This window comes from Endozoicomonas arenosclerae (assembly GCF_001562015.1).
Taxonomy (GTDB): domain Bacteria; phylum Pseudomonadota; class Gammaproteobacteria; order Pseudomonadales; family Endozoicomonadaceae; genus Endozoicomonas_A; species Endozoicomonas_A arenosclerae.
Window position 1 is genome coordinate 1 of sequence record NZ_LASA01000054.1, and the last position, 17,584, is coordinate 17,584.

Sequence of the window (17,584 nt, forward strand, 5' to 3'; positions counted from 1 at the left end):
GAGGATAAGGAGGTCTTCCGTTGCCACGCTTAGGGTAATAGGGCTCGATTACGGCCTCTAAGCGTTTCCATGGAATCAGAACCTCCATTCTTTCAAGAAAAATTTCCCTACGAGTTCTGCGTCGCTTCTGGCTGAATTCACTGTCGGAAAAAGAGAGTTGTTGGTCCATGACTACCTCTGATCAAGCTGCTGAGATTATTATCTCATGATCAGGGACTTATTCGCAGGTTCCCTAGTAATAAAAAATGAAATTAAAATTTATGGGTCGATGTTGTCTGAAACTTTATTCAGTTTCTTTGTTTTTCTTCTTTGTTCTGTTGGGTCACTCTCTTACCTTTGCCTGGGAAATAAATTTTAATTCGGATTTAGATCAAAACTCAGATCAGTTTGTTATCGACTTCGAAAATAAAAAAGTCAGTTTTCCTGAATACCTGAGAACAGGAGTGAACAGCCTGGGTGATGAAACTATTCTTGTTAACGGTGTTTTATTATCTCCCTCTTCGTATAGCCCTTTCCTTTCAAATGGACAACAGCAACTGAGCCTGTCCTTAAGTGCTTTAGCTAGTGGGTTTGCTTTACCTCCTGCTCAATATTCAGCGCCCGAAGCTCCAGTACAGGCTGCAACTCCATTTGTATTGCAACAACAAAATCAAGTGATTGAACTTCTGAGGCAACAAATTCAAGACTTTCAGCATCAGTTGGCAGCCCGGAGAACTCCGGACACTTCGGCTCAAGAGGCATCAGTTGCATCAAATACTCCCGTGGATAGATCCCCCAGCCTTTCTGAGGACTCGGGAGTATCTTCTTCTGAAGTTTCGTTGACTTCGGAAGTGTCTGGGACCAAGGAAAATGAACCCACGGAAAGTGAAGTTGAGGCTGCAGCTATTCAAGATGAGCTGACTGAGCTTAAGGCTGAAAATGCAGAATTAAAGGAAGCGGTCAATCATGCAAGTGCTGAGCTGAAAGAAAAGAATGCTGAATTAGAGGAAAAAGGGCTTGAAATTACATCCCAAAGTTTGGAAAGCAAAAGAAGGGTACAGGAGTTAGAAGACAGTCAACAGGCTTTAACGAAGGCGCTGGATAAAGAAAAAAAGAAAAGAGCGGATGAGAATACACGTTCAAAGGAGCAAATGAAGCGCACTAAGAAAAAAGTGGATGAGGTTAAAGAAAGTTATCGTGAAGCTCAGGATGAAAATGCCCGGTTAAAAGAAGAGCTCAATACTTTCAAGGAGGAAAAAGAAGCCGAAGCGCTTGAGTGGAGAAATATGGAAGCCTCTTTTCGCCAGGAGAGAGAAAAACTGGAAGAAGAGCAAACTGAATTTCGTGCATGGGAACAGAGAGAAAAAAGTAAGTTGGGGACAGATAGGTCAAAGAGCAAGGAAAAAGACAGTGAGTTAAAGAAGAAAGAGAGGGAACTGACCAGGAAAGAAAGGGAGTGGGAGGCTCAGAGGCGCCAGCAGGAAAAAAAGTGGAATGAAAGAAAAGAGGCGCTGGATAGAAAAGAACAGAAACTGAATGAAAAGCAGCAAAGTTTGAGTACAGCCGCTGAGGGTCTACAGGAAAGGCCTTTATCTGAACCCAGAGTTACACCCGCAACAGCCGACGCCAGTACCCAAACAACATTAGAGCCTGCGCCTGTAAAAAAGCGAGGAGGCAAGAGGGTTGCTGTTAAGCCAAGAGCGGCAAAGTCAATCAATATACGGATAGAAAATATCCAAAGTGAGTTGCCTGAGGAAGTGAAAACCGATCCCGTTACTCTGGAAGGAATGGTCCAGTCATCCGCAAGATCAGCGACGCCTGTAGGGGGCTTTTCAGATGGGATCTCTGATCCAGAGAGTAAAGATCACCGGAGTAAGAAGAAGGACCCTCAGAAAGAACCCTCTGAAAAGGCAGAAGAAGGCACAAAAAAGTCTGACCAGAAACAGGATGAACAACCGAAGCAACAGCCCGTTGAAGAGGGCGGTGATGTGTCTCCCTCATGGCTTTCGGGTCCCTGGGCTCAGACCATGCTGACTACAACAAAGTACTTGTCGCCTGTTTTTCTCTATCTCTCAGCTGCCCGACTGTGGAGCTGGGTGAACGCAGAACAGGAGAAGCGAAAAAACCGGAAGAAGCCACTGTTGGAAGGGGATAGGTGCTCCATTCTGACAGGCAGCCCTCTAATAAACGTTTGTGGACAGTTACTCCGGGATAAGAGTTTGGATCCTTCAATGGTTTTGATGTTTTTGGAGAATGTTTATCGAGAATATCCTGACAAGCTCTTATTTCCAGAGCTTGGTTGGCACTTTGAGGGTGAAGGACTGCCTGTTGATTTATCTTCTCAAGCGGAATCAAATGCTGCATCAACAGAACTACTTGAGCATCAGGCTCTTACCAGTGAGGAGGTTCTGGATTTCTACAAACAGCCTGTTTTTCAACAGGCACTGATCATCAGGGAGTTACTTAAGCTTTGGGCGCAGCTTCCGGAGGCTCGTCAGAAAGAGTATTTGCAACCGTTTCTTGCTCTGCCCAATATGGGGGAATCCTTTTATCTGATGCTTGGCCTTGTGGTGTTTCAGTCCGGAGTGGCGGGTGATCAGAGTTCCGGGGCTGATAACCCGCTTGTTAACCGGTTGAATTCGGTCTCAATGTATTTTCTGGAAAAAGTACTTCGAGATGGCAAGGGGCTGCCCTTCAAAATAGATTCGGGCAGTGACTTCTATATCGTTGATCTCGGTAGAAAAGTGCCCACACTTCTGGATGCCCGAAACAGTAATTTTGTCCTGGATAGTTCTTCTTATAACCGGTGTCGTTTAATTGAGTCAATGATGCTGCGAAATGTCTGTTATCAATACATGCAGGCTGGGGAGTCGCAGAAAGTAGAAGTTCTTGGGTATTTGAAAGGCGAGAATCTCAGATCATTGCCCATTTTTGAGTTTGATCCCAGTGGCTCGTGTTGGATTGCCCAATACCCTCTTGTTCAGAGAGAAGAAGTGTTCAGATCTGTAGACCGATTGCTCAATTTCCAGCTTTCTAGATTCCCCGGAGTGACGGTTCAACAAACGGCAAAGTTCCTTCTTAAAACCCTGTTGCTGTTGGGCATTGGTGAGATGCCTCTGGGTGGTCGGATGACGGTTTTTCAGGAACAGATCATGGATCATGTGATTACCGATGTCAGGCAAGATATCAGAGAAGTCCCCATGTCACAGCTACTGAATATTCGACAGAGGTTAAGATGGAGAGACAATATCCTGTTAGTAAAGCCCATCTGGATCAGTGAAGGAGATAAAGTAATGATGCAGATGATGCCAGTTCTGACTCGGGAAACACTCAAAGACTATGACGAGGGAGCGAGCTTTAAATGGCAAAAACTGGCTATTGCGCGTTCTGGGAAAATGAATCAGTGGTTTCCAAAGGAGCGACGGTGGGGATGGACTTCAGAGCAAAGTCATTTCAATGCCCAAAGTCGCAATCATTTCTGCTGTGGCTGCGCTTTTCAATTCGAGCCAGATGATAGCAATGAGGTCATTGAGTACTGGGGGCTTGATCAGAACTGCCAATTGCACTTCCTGAAGGGGGCTGAAAGCAATTTAATGCAACTTTCCCGGTGAGGGACGGATAGTCACCTATACTAAGTCTCCTTCATTTATTGCTGTCTGGGTCAGAAATCGCAGTTTCTGGAAGTTGGAGTCGATAACGGTCGTTCCAGGTTGTTCGCCAGGGACAGAGGTGCGCAGGTTGATTGCTGTATGAATGGCCAAATCCGAAGTGTCCTGAGTTGTGTGTGGAACGTTGTGCCACTGAGCCCGATCATCAAAAGCCTTTGTTTTACAGCTGCCCTGATCTTTGTACCGACTATAGAAGCATGGCAACTGAAAATAGATAATCGTTTAGGCCATGGCTTAATACAAATTATCTCCAATCCGCCGGGTTCCACTAACCCACAGCATATTACGATTGTTGTGAATGGGTCGACCGCACAGCAATTCCAGATTGCTCAAACGGCTCAGGGCATTTTCGTCAATCAGGTGCCTGTTGATATGAATTGGGTCAGCCAGTTGACTCACCAGCAGCAAACAACACAGTCTGCCCCAGGTATTACAACTTCCCCGGTTCTGCTGCCTTTTCCTGTCATGCCTACCTTACCTCCACAGCAAATGGTTGCAGGGGGAGTGGTGCCTTATCCGGCTTATCAGGCACTTCAGCAGCAAGTGGCCCAGATGCAACTGCAAGGAGTTGGAATGACTCAGCAACTGGCGCAATTGAAGCAGCAACTGTCTCATCAAACCGGAATGATGCCCATCACCAGTCATCAGGCAGAGCTTGAGGAAAAACAAGAAGCGTTTGATAAAGAACTGAAAGCTAAAGAAGAGACGATTTCCGAGCTCAACGCCAAAATAGATGAACTCAATCATCGGCTGGAAACACCTCCTGCCCCTGACAGTAACTTCCCTGTAGATGAGGGACCGGATACAGCTGTTTCAGTCGAAGAGCATGAAAAAGTTCTGGCTGAAAAGGATCAGGAGATCGAGAACAAACGAAAGGAAATAGCAAGGCTGGAAGCCGATTTAAAAAAGCAGGAAGAAGCTTTACAGAAAGAGGCTAAGAAATCTCAGGGACTGCTTAGTCATCAGAAAAAATTGGAAGAGGAAAAAAGCAGAGCTGAAGAAACTTCCAGGGATGCTCGAAAAAGAGAGACGGATGAGAAGCAGAGAGCCGATAGGGCAGAAAAAGAGCAAACGAAAGCACAGGGAGAGTTGAAAACCGAGCAAAGCAAGTCGGGCCGCTTGCAGCAGCGGGTAAATCAGTTGGAAGTTGAGCGTAAGGAGCTTCAGGCAAGGCCCACACAGGAGGCGTTGGATGAAAAACTTAAGGGACAGGAAGAAAAAGTACGTGAGGCGGAGCAGAAACTGAAAACTGCCAATGCTCAAGTAGCTCAGTTACAGGGTGAACTCAATAAGGCACAGGAGGAAGTATCCACAGCACAGCAGAAGCTTAGCGAGCTTGAAGACTCCCTGGAAGAAGCTGATCAAGCTTCCAATGTTGAAGAATGGCAGGAAAAAGTACAGGCCCTGACCAAGCAGTTGGAAGATGCCAAAAAAGCAGCCGAAAAGCAAAAAGACGATAAGAAAAAGCTCCAGAGAGAAATGGAGCGGAACAAAACCAATTATGAAACTAAAAAGAATGAACAAAAACAAAAACATGATGAGGAATTGAGGCAGCAGAAAGAGAGTCATAAAAAAGAAGTCAAAGACTTAAAAGAGGAACTCGAGCAACAAAGGCAATCAAAACCCAAAACAAAGAACGCAGCGACTAGCACCCACGTGAAGACTAAAAGTCAGGGTATGAATACAGAAGATTCTGGAACATCGGGTGGAAATGCAGTGCCTGATAAAGAGGTCAAGACGGTAACCTCCGAACCGGTTTCAGCGCCTGTTTCTGTTTCCGATGACAGTGATGTTTCTTCAGCCACAATGGTTTCGCCAGGCATCAATTCCACACCTCAGGGAGTGGTAACCGGACAAGCAACGGTACCCAGACCTCACTCAGCCAGCCCGGAAGTGCCATCGCTACCTGATTCGGGAAGAGCCAGTGAGTCAGGTAGTACTGATGCCACCACTCAAACGGATCCAGCTCCAGAAAAGATTGAAACTCATGAGCAGAAAGTGGGGCCGGATGAGATTGTTTTGATCGATGCCCAGAGTCAGGCAGACCTGGATATTCAAGAATTACTGAATAACCTTCATACACAGGGAACACTGCCCGACCTTCTGAAGTCTTATCTGCCAAAAGCCCCTATTCTGGTGGATGCCAGCTGCGGTCCGGGAGACCCAACAGACTTTACTCATGAAGGGAAAGATTTTCGATCAGATAAGTCTGATAAAGGCGCTGAAAAGACGGACTCCGCCACAAATGATGAACCTTCGAATCAACAGGATTCATCGCAAAACCAACAGGCAGATGCAGAGCCTGAAGATATTGGGCCTTCTACCATTCGTGGCCCATTGGCTGCTGCATTTGTTGAAGCTCTGGGATTACTGAGCTCCTGGGTTTTTCCTCCTGTCTTGCTGGCAGTTTTCGGGACAGGGATATACGTTGGTAAGGTCAGTAAACAGGCAGAGAATAATCGTCTGGAACTGGAAGCGTTGAAAAAGAATCAAAGCGATTCAGCGGTTTGGTCATCCTCTCAACCGTTGTCGTCCAGTTGTGATTTGTTGACTGGACACCCTCTCAAAGCATTGTGTCTGGAATTCCAGGGTGATCAAACCTTTGCCGCCATACTCCCACTGCTGATCAATATCAGTCAGAAACATCAGGAAACGCTGTATTTTCCGGTTTTTGCCTGGTGGCAAAGATCAGAGTCCACTTCTCGTTCTCTGAGTGCCAAAGAGTTGATGGATCTGCTTGAGGCGTCTGGTGATCCGTCTTTGGTCGTTAGCCAGTTGCACCTGCAAAGTATCAAAAGCAACGACTTTTATGGCGCTTCTCTTAAGCTGCAGAAAAAAACACTCATGATGATTTATCAGCTCTGGAAGGCCAAAGGCGTTAGTGATGAATACATTGTCTGGGCACCATTATCCGATGACGGGTTTTTGTTACTGTTGGGGGCTGCCTATCATGCGTATTCGCTTGAGTACAAGCATGCCGGGCTACAGGCAAAGTTGGAAACTCTGGGGATCAAAGAGCTGGGTAAGCGACTGATGGATGAGGTGTTCGAAGGTGAAAAAGCCATTGAATTACCCGCTTCTTTGGGAGGGGGAGATGAACAAAGTATCAGTATTTTTCAGTTAGGTAGTGTTAAGCCTGTCATGTTCAGGGGAATCTCTTTCAGGGATGGACAAACCTTTGATCCGGGTGACAAGTCACGAAAAATTCAATGTGAAGTGTTGACTCAGACTGCCCTGCAGGCGGCCTGTTATGCGTATCTGGCCTGGGAAATTGATTGGAAAGCCAGAGTGCTGGTCGATCTGCAGGAATTTGTTGCAGCGGGTGTCCCCACTTTCACGGAAGCTTCGTTAGGGGTTCAGACTGCTGAATATCAGGGAGTGAGTGAAGAGGTATTAGCGGAGAGTATTTTCTCTCTGCTGGATTGGGCCGAAATGAATCTGCTTCAGGAAACCAGCGGCAAGAAAAGGCGCTTTGTGCGTGCCGCATTAGTATTAGCAGGTGCTCAAGAAGACAGTAGTAATGGAATGTACCAAGCCTGGTTAAAAAATATATGGATTTTGATTCAGAACAATCATGAGTGGACCGGAAAGCAGTGGTTGCAGAAGTTAATCAACATGAATGGCAGAGGCTTGAAATCCGGAGAAGGCATGAGGCTCTCTCCTATGTGGAAGCAGGGCTATCTGGGGTGGTCTTTGCAAATGCATCCCCATGTTTCCTCAGAGGAGTTGCAGGAACTGACACCACAGATGCAAGATGTTCAATCAGCCAACATGCAGCTGCCACTCATAAAGGGTAAAAACAGTCAGTTGTATGTGTGGTCTCCAAAGAAAAATAGCTGGGAGGCTACGGTGAGTGATAATAAGCCTATTCTGGCAGGTCAGTCGATAAATATGATTTGTCGTTGTGCCTATGCACTGGGAAGAGGTGCTGATGATATGGACTATTACTTTGCTTTTGGCCAGAAACCGTCCTCTACCAAAAAGTGTCCTTTCTACAAGCCCTATTTCGAAGTTCGGCATTAAACAGGCTAAGGGTAAATCAGGTTTTTCTGCAGGCTGCTGAGCCTTGCCTATACTGACTGCATTTTTAAAACCTAATAAAAATGCATTCGGAAACGATTTAATGAAGTACTCCTTTCTCTGTATCGGATTGGTCGCACCGATCGTTCTTGCCGCTGATTTTGAACTGGATGTAGATGTTACAGAGACGATGGAAACACCGCCTTCAGAGTCTATGATCAAGCTTGATCAACCTCACCCTCCCGTAACCGATGCTGGACAGCTACTCAGGCAGGAAACAGGAGTAGCGGTTTCAAGAAAGGGGGGAAAAGGGTTTGAACCTATTATTCGCGGGCAACAACAAAGTCAGTTAAACATTATTACTGCGGATGCTTTTGTGCTGGGGGCCTGTCCTGGTCGTATGGATCCACCAACAACGTACGCCAGTCTCAAGGGGTACGACCGTGTCACAGTACTTCGTGGCTATGAAAGCGTGATTTATGGTTCTGGAGGTTCCGGGGGCACAGTACTTTTTGAACGGGATGCTCCCCACTTCAACAATGGAACTGAAGTTCGTTCTTATACCGGCAATATAGGAGCCAGGTACACTGATAACATTGACCATAAACAAGCTTTCGCCGATGTTTCCCTCGGTAAAGAATCTGCCTATTTGAGAGCCTATGGCGAGTATCAGGATGCCGGAAATTACAAGGATGGGAATGGCCAGACTGTCAGTTCGGCCTTTCGGTCTAACAGTGGTGGGATTCTGATATCAGGCGAGATCATACCTTTTACCCGGTTGGAGGCTAATGTTGAGTCCACCAGGGACGATGAGGTTTATTACTCTGGCAATGGTATGGATGCTCCCTGGGCAAAAGCGGATACCTGGCGTCTGAAACTGCAGCATGACCAGCCTTTTTTGGGGCTGGACTCTATTGAGCTTTCCGGCTGGCACGCTGATGTACGACATCTTATGGATAACTATTCGGTCAGGCTCCGTAAGCCCAATTCTCCAAACGGTATGCGGGCACCGTCTGACTCTGTGACTTGGGGCGGCAGGCTGCTGGGTAAAATCTATTATGATGATGCAGAGCTGAAGCTGGGTGTTGACTATCAGGCCAATGATCGTGATGCCAATCGTTATAAGGTGAATCGTCAGACCGGCAATCAGGTCTGGCAGTCTCATATCTGGCCGGGTGTTGAATATCGTCAGATGGGAGTGTTTGCAGAACTGGATTTCAGTTTGAGCGAGAAGGATTCTTTCCGTGTTGGTATGAGATTTGATGATCTGAAGGCCGAGGCCACTAAAGCCAGCAGCTCTCTGCTGGGAAATAGCAGCCCCAACCAGTTGTACCAAAAGTATTATGGAGTTGAAGCTGACAAGGTTCATGAACAGAATCTGAGCGGCCTGTTGGCTTGGCAGCATGAATTGTCTGGCGATCAATCCATAGAGCTTCGTGGCAGTCGCAGTGTAAGAACCGCCGATACCAGCGAGCGCTTTATAGCTTCCAGAGGTTCCTGCTGTCATGGCAGTGATGACTGGGTGGGTAATCCGGACATCAAACCGGAAAAACATCAGCAACTGGATGCTGGATACCGCTACCACACCGGAGCGGCCGAATGGTCAGCGATTGTTTATGTGGATGAAGTTCAGGATTACATCTTAAGAACCCAGTCTGAATCGGGAGCTTATACCTACAAAAACATAGAGGCCAGGCTCTATGGGGTGGAGACCGATGTGCGTTACACATTGGGACGCTTTAAACCGTCTGCCGGAGTCGCTTGGACCCGTGGTGAAAATCGAGATAACGGATCTGATCTGCCACAAATTCCCCCTCTGCAATTTAACCTGCAACTGGATTACGATGCTGCCAGGTGGCTGGTGGGAGCCCGTTGGGAGCTGGCTTCAAAGCAGGAGAAAGTTGATACGCTCAGTGGCTTGGATACAGGCCAGACCGACGGTTATGGTGTTGTTCATTTGCACGGCTGGTATCACTTGGGGCAGGGCTTCAAGCTAGAAGCGGGAGTGCAGAACCTGTTTGATAAAGCTTATGCCCAGCACGTTAACCGAGCCAGTCACGATCCTTTTGATCCTAAAGCTGTCCGGGCGAATGAGCCTGGCAGAGAGCTTTGGGTGGGGGTGAATTACCGGTTCTAAATCATGACCCTGCACAGAACTTTAAAACTAGGATTTCTTGGTCATAATGATCCCATACCGTTCGCACTGAGCCTGTCGAAGTGCATGCCCAGCATCCTTCGACAAGCTCAGCCCAACGGGGTTTGAGAGGTTTTCAATAAGAACAGCCCATTCCTTAATGGGCTGAAAGCATCATGGATTTCAACTCCACAAACTCTTCCACACCTTCTTTACCCCATTCACGACCATTGCCGGACATTTTGTATCCGCCAAAGGGGGCTTCATAGGAGAAGCTGCCGCCATTGATGTTCACCATTCCGGTTCTGATTTTTCTGGCAATAGCACGGGCTGCATCGGCATTTTTTGCCCACACTCCGCCGGACAAACCATAAGGTGAGTCATTAGCAATGGTTATTGCTTCATCAATGTCTTGATACGGAATCATAACCAGAACCGGGCCAAAGATTTCTTCCTGGGCAATGGTCATCTGATTGTTCACATCAGCAAAAATAGTGGGCTCCAGGTAGTAGCCGGTTGTCAGTCCGTCAGGCTTTTTCCCACCGGTTACCAGACGAGCGCCTTCTTCTATGCCTTTCTGGATATAGCCGGTGACATCGTTCCATTGGGCTTTGGAGACCAGGGGACCCATAAAGTTTTCAGAATTCTGCGGGTCACCCACTGTAAGTTGTTCTGCCGTTGCCTTGGCGATTTCAACGGCTTCTTCATAACGGCTTTGGGGCACCAGCATTCGGGTGAGAGCCGTACAGGTTTGCCCACAGTTACTCATGACATTTTGAACACCGGTGCCGACGGCGTCAGCCAACGGAGCATCATCGGTGATAATAAAGGCTGATTTACCGCCCAGTTCCAGAGTCACTCTCTTTACTGTCTGTGCAGCAACGGCCGAAACTCGAGTTCCAGCACCGGTTGAACCTGTGAAAGAGACCATATCAACTTCCGGGTGAGATGACAGAGCTTCGCCTACTACTGAGCCAGAGCCGTTTACCAAATTGAAGACACCGGGTGGAAAACCTACCTCATCCAACAGCTCTGTAAACTTAAGGGCATTCAATGGGGTTTCGACGCTGGGCTTCAACACCATTGTGCAGCCCGCGGCCAGAGCAGGAGCAACCTTGCCTATAATCTGATGCAGAGGGTAGTTCCAGGGGGTGATAAAGGCACAGACACCGATGGCCTCTTTATAAATTTCAACGGAACCTCTGGTTTCTACCTGATCCATAAGAGCAACCATATCGGCATGCATGCTCATAGCCAGGGCAGGGCCACCGGCCTGAATCAATTCACAGAGATGGACTGGCATACCCTGTTCTGAGGAAATGATCCGAGCCATTTCAGGAATACTTTCAGACATTTTCTGGGCCAGCAGCCCGATCAGTCTTGCACGTTCTTCAGAAGGGGTTTCAGACCAGGAGATAAAGGCGTCGCGGGCAGCCTTTACGGCACTATCAACATCTTCTTTTGTACCTTTGGCCACCTGTGCAATGACCGCTTCAGTGGCAGGGTTGACGACATCGATCCAGTCAGGGCTGTTTGCCTCAACCCACTGACCATTGATGTAGAACTGGTTATGCTGCTTCATGATTTTTCTTCTCGCAGGTAGTCTCAGCCAGGAAACCCAACCCTATCCTGCGAGGTTAAGTTTATCAAGCTAACGTTCGTTCGGTTTTCAATGCAGGTGTCTATTTTTTACTTCTATTTATTTTCAGGAAACAGGTGCTTGACGATAATGATCAGACCGGCCATCAGATTTACGGTGGCAGCGGTGATCAATGCCATAAGTACATTGTCGCTTAGTGAGAAGAGTTCTACGAAAGTTCCATCGATTCTTTTGAATTGAACCTTGCTGGCACTGGCAATCACAATACCGGCAACAACGACGGATGAAAGTACAACAAAAAGAAAGATACGTCGGGCAAAGCCTTTGCGCAGTTCGATGGTGTCTTCCAGCCGGGTATTATGAAGGCGCTTTTCTTTCAGTTCTTCCTGGGCAACCAGCACTTTGTATTGCTGCTCGGCAATGCCTTCTGGCGAAAGGTTTTTGATCTCAACTTTCTTCTCCTCCCGGAAGAGCTCATCGTCTTCCGGTTTGGAGCTGGATTCATTGGCTTTCTTGAGGCTTTCAGAGTACTTGCTCAGAACTTTCCAGAGCGTTTCCTGATCGAGTTCAGGTTGTTTTTGAGAGGGGCTTTGTTGTTCTGCTTCCTGCGACTGCGAACTCATGATCAGGCAATCTCTTCCTGCATCAATCCCAGTTCTTTCATCATGGACGTTTCAATCAATTCCTGATTTAACTCGAAATCAGGGATCTCACCATTTTGATGTTCTTTACGGGTTATTTCCCAGGGTGTTCCAGGCTTATGAGTCAGGTTTGAAAGTGTTTGTGCTGAAAGCCCGCCATAGAGTTCCCAGATCTGGTCAATCAGGTTCATGACATTGTGGTCATGGGCATCAATTTTGGGTATGCAGACTTCAAAGCCGGGACCTTCTTCGCTGGTTTTGGCCAGGCCTATCTTTCTTATCAGCGTGCCCAGACTTTGTATGGGTTGATACCCATAAGCTCTGAACTCGTTGTAGACGCTTTTAATAACGGGGCCAAATTTCCAGGCGTAAACAGGCTCATCAATTAAAGGACGGTGATAAACAGCAAGAGAAAGCGCATGGGCGAAGTAAACCAGCTTTTGCAGTTTCATTGGGCTGATTTCTTCCTGCTTTTCCTGGGCGACTTCCAGAAAAGCGTTGGCAATGGCGACAGCAGGGTAGATTCCTTTTTTCACTGTTCATCCTCGCACTCTTATTATTCCTGCTGCCTAGTATCCCTTTCAAAAGCTTCTAAAACAAGTCCATTGGGTGTGACTTAATTCAGAGAAAGTTCTCTGATATAAAACCCGTCCATTTCTCCGCTGTTTGGAAAGCCTCTGACTTCTGGTTTCACCAGGTGGTGCTGGGTATGGAAGTAAATAGGAATGGCAGGTACGTCTTTATCCAGAATTGTTTCCAGCTTTTGGAACAATTGCTTTCGCTCCTGGCTGAATTGAGGGGTGGGTATACCTGTACAGGCTTGCTCCAGTAATTCGTCATACTTCGGATTCTGGTACCGGCCTTCATTGAAGGCATAGTCGGACTTAAAGAGTTCCAGAATCATGCAGGGCTCCGGACTGACAACCGACCAGCCCACCCGAGCTACTTCATATTGTCCCTGCTTCATCTGGGCCAGCATGCTGTTAAATTCCATATTGTTCAAACGGGTTTTAACACCAAGGGTATTCTTCCACATATCGCTGATGGCCAGGGCAATCTGCCTGTGTTTATCCATCGTGTTGTAAAGAATTTCCAGCTCCAGCGGTTTGTCAGGCCCATACCCTGCTTCATTATATAGGCGCTTGGCTTCCTTGATTTGCTCAGTTCTGGAGAGTGTGTTTTTAGGCAGTCTGGGTGGCTCAAAGTCGTTGAAGTGGGCGGACGTAAACGTGAAAGCAGGCTTTTCTCCCTGACGGGTTATTTTGTCAGTGATTAATTCTCTGTCTATCGCCATGGAAAGAGCATTGCGTAAAGCCTGATTATTCATTTTCCCGTGTTTGAGATTCAGACTGTAATAATAAACTGCATTGGTTGGGTGGCTGCTGAGTTGATCGGGTATTGATTGCTTAAGCTTGTTATACAGTTTTGGAGGAACACTGGCAGTAATATGAATTTCATCTGCCTGGTAACGCTTGTATTCAACTTCTGGTTGTAGGGGAAGAAATACTGCTTTATCAATACTGACTTGCTTGTTGTTTCTATAAAATGGATTTCTTTTAATGGTTACATGTTCATTGATGACCATGCTATCCAGTTGATAAGCCCCGTTGGAAATCAGATAGCCTGGTTGAGCCCAGCGCTTGGGCTCTTTTTCAACTGAGGCCTGATGAAGAGGCATCAAAAGGTATTCAATAATATCAAGAGCATAGGGCACTGGCTTGCTGAGATGAACTCTAAGAGTATGATCGTCTTCAGCGATTACTCCAAAGCTCTGCACAGGTTTTTTTCGATTGAGGATTTCGGTTGCGTTGAGGACATGAAGGGTTTCGAAAATCTGGGCCCGAATGAATGTGTTGTCTGGATTTATGGCGTAGCGGGCGGCAAACTCGAAGTCTTTGGCTGTAAGCGACTCGCCATTATTCCACTTCAAGTCGGGTCGTAATTTGAAAGTGTAGGTTCTGCCGTCTTCAGATAAAGTCCAATGGCTGGCTTGAGCAGGAAAGAACTGGTTGTCACGATCTTTAATAATCAGTCCTTCAAATAGGTTTTTATGAATTTGGTGGCCCACTATGGTTTGGGAGTTGTAGGGGTTCAGGGAGTCCGGGTCGGTCGAGTTGCCAATGACTATTGTGCTGGGATTTTTAGCTGAAGATGGTACTGATACTCCAATTAAAAGAAGTAACAGGACGATTGGGAAAAGCGATTTTAATGAGCAGGCTTTTATCATCATTCTTTTTCTTCAGGCGTCAGAGCGATTTAATTCTTATAAAAGATAGACTTTAGTTAGACAGAATGTAATTTCAGATTCATTGTGAATAGTTTCCGGATCTGTTATTGATTAGAAAAACAACGAACGTCAGACAAGGACCGTCAGATGCAGAAAGTGATTCTTTTTACCGGGTTATTACTCTTTTCCTTTATTGCTTCCGCACAAACGACCGATGTTGGACTCGGTGTCAGTTCTCTGGGGGGGCATATCGTATTTACCAACCGGATGAATGATCAACTCTCTTTGAGGCTTCAGCTCAATGGGTATTCCGGGAGCTATGAATTCAAGGAAAACGGCATTACGTATGATGGTGACCTGAAACTGGGGACGGTAGGGGCCACCATGGACTGGCACCCCTGGGAAAATGACTTCTTTTTCTCCGTTGGCGCTTTTTATAACGGTAACGAGTTGGATGCCAAAGCCAAAAGCCGCAATGGCGTGATCACCATTAATGGCACCGCGTATACCACTGACCAGATTGGCAACCTTGAATCAGAAATGAAGTTTGGCGATGCCAGTCCTTATCTGGGGGTTGGTTTTATGGGGCAGATAGGACGTTCTGATTTTTATTACGGTGTGGATCTGGGAGTGCTTTATCAGGGAGAACCGGATATTTCCTTAAGTACAACATCCGGTTCCAATATTGCCGGGTTGAGTGAAAACCTGGCGGCAGAGCAAAAACGGGTGGAAGACGAGCTGAGCAATTTTCGTTGGTATCCCGTACTGACTTTGGCGATTCATTACGCTTTCTGAGTTTCCTGGAGAGCCTTGTCCAGGCTCTCCAACTTTTCGTCATGAATACCCATTTCCCTCAGGTGCGCCAGAGTGTTGTCAAAGTAATCCCGGTTACTGCCAAACTGGCCGACAGCTGTTCTTATCTTCTCGACAGTTTTATGCTCAGAAAGCTGATGAATGTATCGGGGGGAATCATGATTTACGACAAAGGTCAGGCAGGGTAACGAAGAGTCCAGCCCCTCAATTTCCGGTTCCACCCAGGCAGGTATGTAGGTATTCAGGCAGCATTCCCGTGTCCATAGGATATGCAGCTCTTCATCTACTAAAGAGGCAGGGATGCGATAGCAGAGGCCTTCACATTCACCCCCGTTATCCAGAGCCATCATCAGCCCGGGCGTTTCCGGACTGCCCCTTAGATAAGTCATATCCAGGCAAAAGCGACGATGATAGTTTTTGAGCAGGGCATGATACTGGTGGCTGAAACGCAATAAAGGGTTCCAGAGTAAGGAGCCGTAAGCAAAAATCAGCAGGTCAGAATCTTTTGGAAACGCCTCCATAAAGCGGGCGCGCTGTTCATTGACTTCACTCCATTCCGGTACTTTGTTGCCTTGGTTGCGTGCCATCTGGCGAATTTCGGGTACATACTGTTTGAAAAGACTTTCCCGGTTCGCCAGCCATTCACTCTCTTGTTCTGAATTGATCCCGATCATAACGCTTTACTCCTCCAATCCAGGTTTGCACAACATCCAGTGTTTCCAGCTCACGAGCATGCTCAAGGGGATTATCAGAAAGAACCACAAAATCTGCCAGCTTCCCGGGTTCAATAGACCCAATGTCTTGCTCCCTGAAAACCTGCCAGGCGGCATCAATGGTAGTGGCTCTTAATGCCTGTATGACTGAAATTTTCTCTGCTTCGCCGAGGGTGTTGCCCTGGCTGGTTTCCCGGTTAACCGCATTGCTGACTAACAGGAGAGGTTCTATCGGTACTACAGGCGTATCTGTGTGAATAGTATATCGAACGCCCTTGTCACTGGCAGACTTCAGAGGACTGATCTGGTTGGCTCTGTCCTGACCCAGGAACAGATTCTTGTGGCGATCTCCCCAATAATAGATATGGGAAGGGAAGAAGGTCGGAGTGACCCCCAGCTTTGCCATGCGTTCAAGTTGATCATGACGGGCTGTCTGGGCATGAACAATAATATGGCGTGTATCTTCACGTGGATGATCTTTCTGGGCCTGTTCAATCGCATCCAGAACCTGGTCTATTGCAGCGTCACCATTAGCATGAAGCGCTAATTGCCAGCCTCTCTGGTGCCATTGGGCGACCTGATCTTTAAGTGCCTGGGGCGATTGGCTGGGGTAGCCCTGATAAGTTGCTTTCTTGTCTTTTGGCTGTTTGAAATAAGGTTGAGATAAAAAGCCGGTGTAGCCCTGAATCGATCCGTCAGTCACCAGTTTGAGGGCTCCGGTGGTTACCTTATCGTTGTTGATTGGATTGATTTGACCTTGCTCAATGTCACGGGCAAGGTCTTCGTCGGGCCAGAAAACCATTCGCTGGGGAATCAGTCCGGCTGTGACGAGATAACCCATGGGTGTCAGTTGTTCTGGAGGCGTTAATCCACTCTGCACAGTGGTAACACCTTGCAACAGGTAGTCTCGAACACTGTCGGCCAGCATATCGAATAATCGGGACGGACCTGCATTCAGAGCTTCATGACGGATGTTTTCCTGGGCGGTTTCTTTCAGCAAGCCTGTGGCTCGACCTTTGGCGTCGCGGACAATCTCTCCACCTTCAGGATTGGGGGTATTGTCATCAATGCCCATCTGATCCAGTACAAAACTGTTCACTATGCTCATATGCCCTGAGATGTGCATGACGAAAACGGGCTGGGTTGTTGAAATGCTGTCCAGGTCGTCTCGGTTCAGGAAGCGTCGCTCAAGAATCAGGGTGTCATCAAATCCAAAGCCCAGAATCCATTCATCTTTATCCAGTGACCTGGCCTGATCATTCAGTTTCTTTTTGATGTCAGAGATAGACAACACATCACCAATGGGTGGGCTGTTCAAGTCGGCAGCCATAGCGTCCAGGCCGCTGCCCGGAAAATGGCCGTGGGCTTCAATAAAGCCGGGTAACAGTGTCATACCGTCAAGGTCAACAACGGTGGCATCAAAGGAAGCCATCTCTTCCATGGCTTCTTCCGTGCCAATTGCAATAATTCTGTCGTCTTCTACCAGGATGGATTCAACCACCGAGTTGTCCTGATCCATGGTCAGAATGACGCCATTGGTAAACAATTGTTGTCGGGGTGGAGTAGGGTTCAGATAAAACCAGGTTGAGGCTCCTATCAGAGCCAGAATGATGGCTGTGGATACCAGAATCCAGGTGATGCGTCGAACCAAAGTCATGACTTCCCACTTTTTATTGTTTTTTCATCAGAGAAGAAGCTGTGGCTACTACCTTAGCAGGAGTTGGCGGACAAATACTACGGTGTTTACAGGGTGGTTCATGAAGTCTGTGCTTCAGGGTATCGAATCATT

The 17,584-nt window shown here is 47.3% G+C and carries 12 protein-coding genes; 4 read left to right on the forward strand and 8 right to left on the reverse strand.

Annotation, left to right across the window (positions count from 1 at the left end; all coding sequences use genetic code 11):
- The coding region (locus tag WG89_RS31985) for a transposase (protein ID WP_062260605.1) at positions 1-169 on the reverse strand (169 nt) is incomplete at its 3' end.
- A gap of 392 nt (positions 170-561) precedes the next feature.
- Positions 562-750 (reverse strand): hypothetical protein, encoded by a 189-nt coding sequence (locus WG89_RS30220; RefSeq protein WP_153301434.1) that lies wholly within the window; start codon positions 748-750, stop codon positions 562-564.
- A 68-nt stretch (positions 751-818) separates the two neighbouring features.
- Between WG89_RS30220 and WG89_RS05105 the strand changes: the two genes are divergently transcribed.
- The 3 genes from WG89_RS05105 (at position 819) to WG89_RS05115 (ending at position 9,804) form a co-directional block, all read left to right on the forward strand.
- Positions 819-3,590 (forward strand): hypothetical protein, encoded by a 2,772-nt coding sequence (locus tag WG89_RS05105; RefSeq protein ID WP_172806716.1) that lies wholly within the window; start codon positions 819-821, stop codon positions 3,588-3,590.
- A gap of 138 nt (positions 3,591-3,728) precedes the next feature.
- Positions 3,729-7,670 (forward strand): cell envelope integrity protein TolA, encoded by a 3,942-nt coding sequence (locus WG89_RS05110; protein WP_062262268.1) that lies wholly within the window; start codon positions 3,729-3,731, stop codon positions 7,668-7,670.
- A gap of 100 nt (positions 7,671-7,770) precedes the next feature.
- Positions 7,771-9,804 (forward strand): TonB-dependent copper receptor, encoded by a 2,034-nt coding sequence (locus WG89_RS05115; protein WP_153301436.1) that lies wholly within the window; start codon positions 7,771-7,773, stop codon positions 9,802-9,804.
- Positions 9,805-9,958: 154 nt separating this feature from the next.
- On the opposite strand, the gene WG89_RS05120 is transcribed toward WG89_RS05115, so the two are convergent.
- The 4 genes from WG89_RS05120 to WG89_RS05135 form a co-directional block, all read right to left on the reverse strand.
- Positions 9,959-11,383: an aldehyde dehydrogenase family protein gene (locus tag WG89_RS05120; RefSeq protein WP_062262274.1), complete on the reverse strand. Its 1,425-nt coding sequence runs from the start codon at positions 11,381-11,383 to the stop codon at positions 9,959-9,961.
- A gap of 113 nt (positions 11,384-11,496) precedes the next feature.
- Positions 11,497-12,024, reverse strand: coding sequence for a hypothetical protein (locus WG89_RS05125; RefSeq protein WP_062262277.1), 528 nt, complete (start codon positions 12,022-12,024; stop codon positions 11,497-11,499).
- A gap of 2 nt (positions 12,025-12,026) precedes the next feature.
- Positions 12,027-12,578: a Panacea domain-containing protein gene (locus tag WG89_RS05130; RefSeq protein ID WP_062262281.1), complete on the reverse strand. Its 552-nt coding sequence runs from the start codon at positions 12,576-12,578 to the stop codon at positions 12,027-12,029.
- Between the two features lie 80 nt (positions 12,579-12,658).
- The gene (locus WG89_RS05135; RefSeq protein ID WP_079253669.1) at positions 12,659-14,272 is read right to left on the reverse strand and encodes a peptide ABC transporter substrate-binding protein; all 1,614 of its coding nucleotides are present in this window, start codon (positions 14,270-14,272) and stop codon (positions 12,659-12,661) included.
- A 144-nt stretch (positions 14,273-14,416) separates the two neighbouring features.
- Here WG89_RS05135 and WG89_RS05140 point away from each other — a divergent pair, with 144 nt between their 5' ends.
- Complete coding sequence (locus WG89_RS05140) at positions 14,417-15,064, forward strand: hypothetical protein (RefSeq protein ID WP_062262289.1); 648 nt, start codon at positions 14,417-14,419, stop codon at positions 15,062-15,064.
- Here the strand turns inward: WG89_RS05140 and WG89_RS05145 are convergent.
- Complete coding sequence (locus tag WG89_RS05145) at positions 15,052-15,756, reverse strand: gamma-glutamylcyclotransferase (protein WP_062262292.1); 705 nt, start codon at positions 15,754-15,756, stop codon at positions 15,052-15,054. The genes WG89_RS05140 and WG89_RS05145 overlap by 13 nt on opposite strands.
- Positions 15,725-17,452 carry an amidohydrolase gene (locus WG89_RS05150; RefSeq protein ID WP_062262295.1) on the reverse strand — a complete coding sequence of 576 codons (1,728 nt, stop codon included), beginning with the start codon at positions 17,450-17,452 and terminating at the stop codon, positions 15,725-15,727. The genes WG89_RS05145 and WG89_RS05150 overlap by 32 nt, the downstream gene beginning before the upstream one ends.
- Positions 17,453-17,584 lie beyond the last annotated feature (132 nt).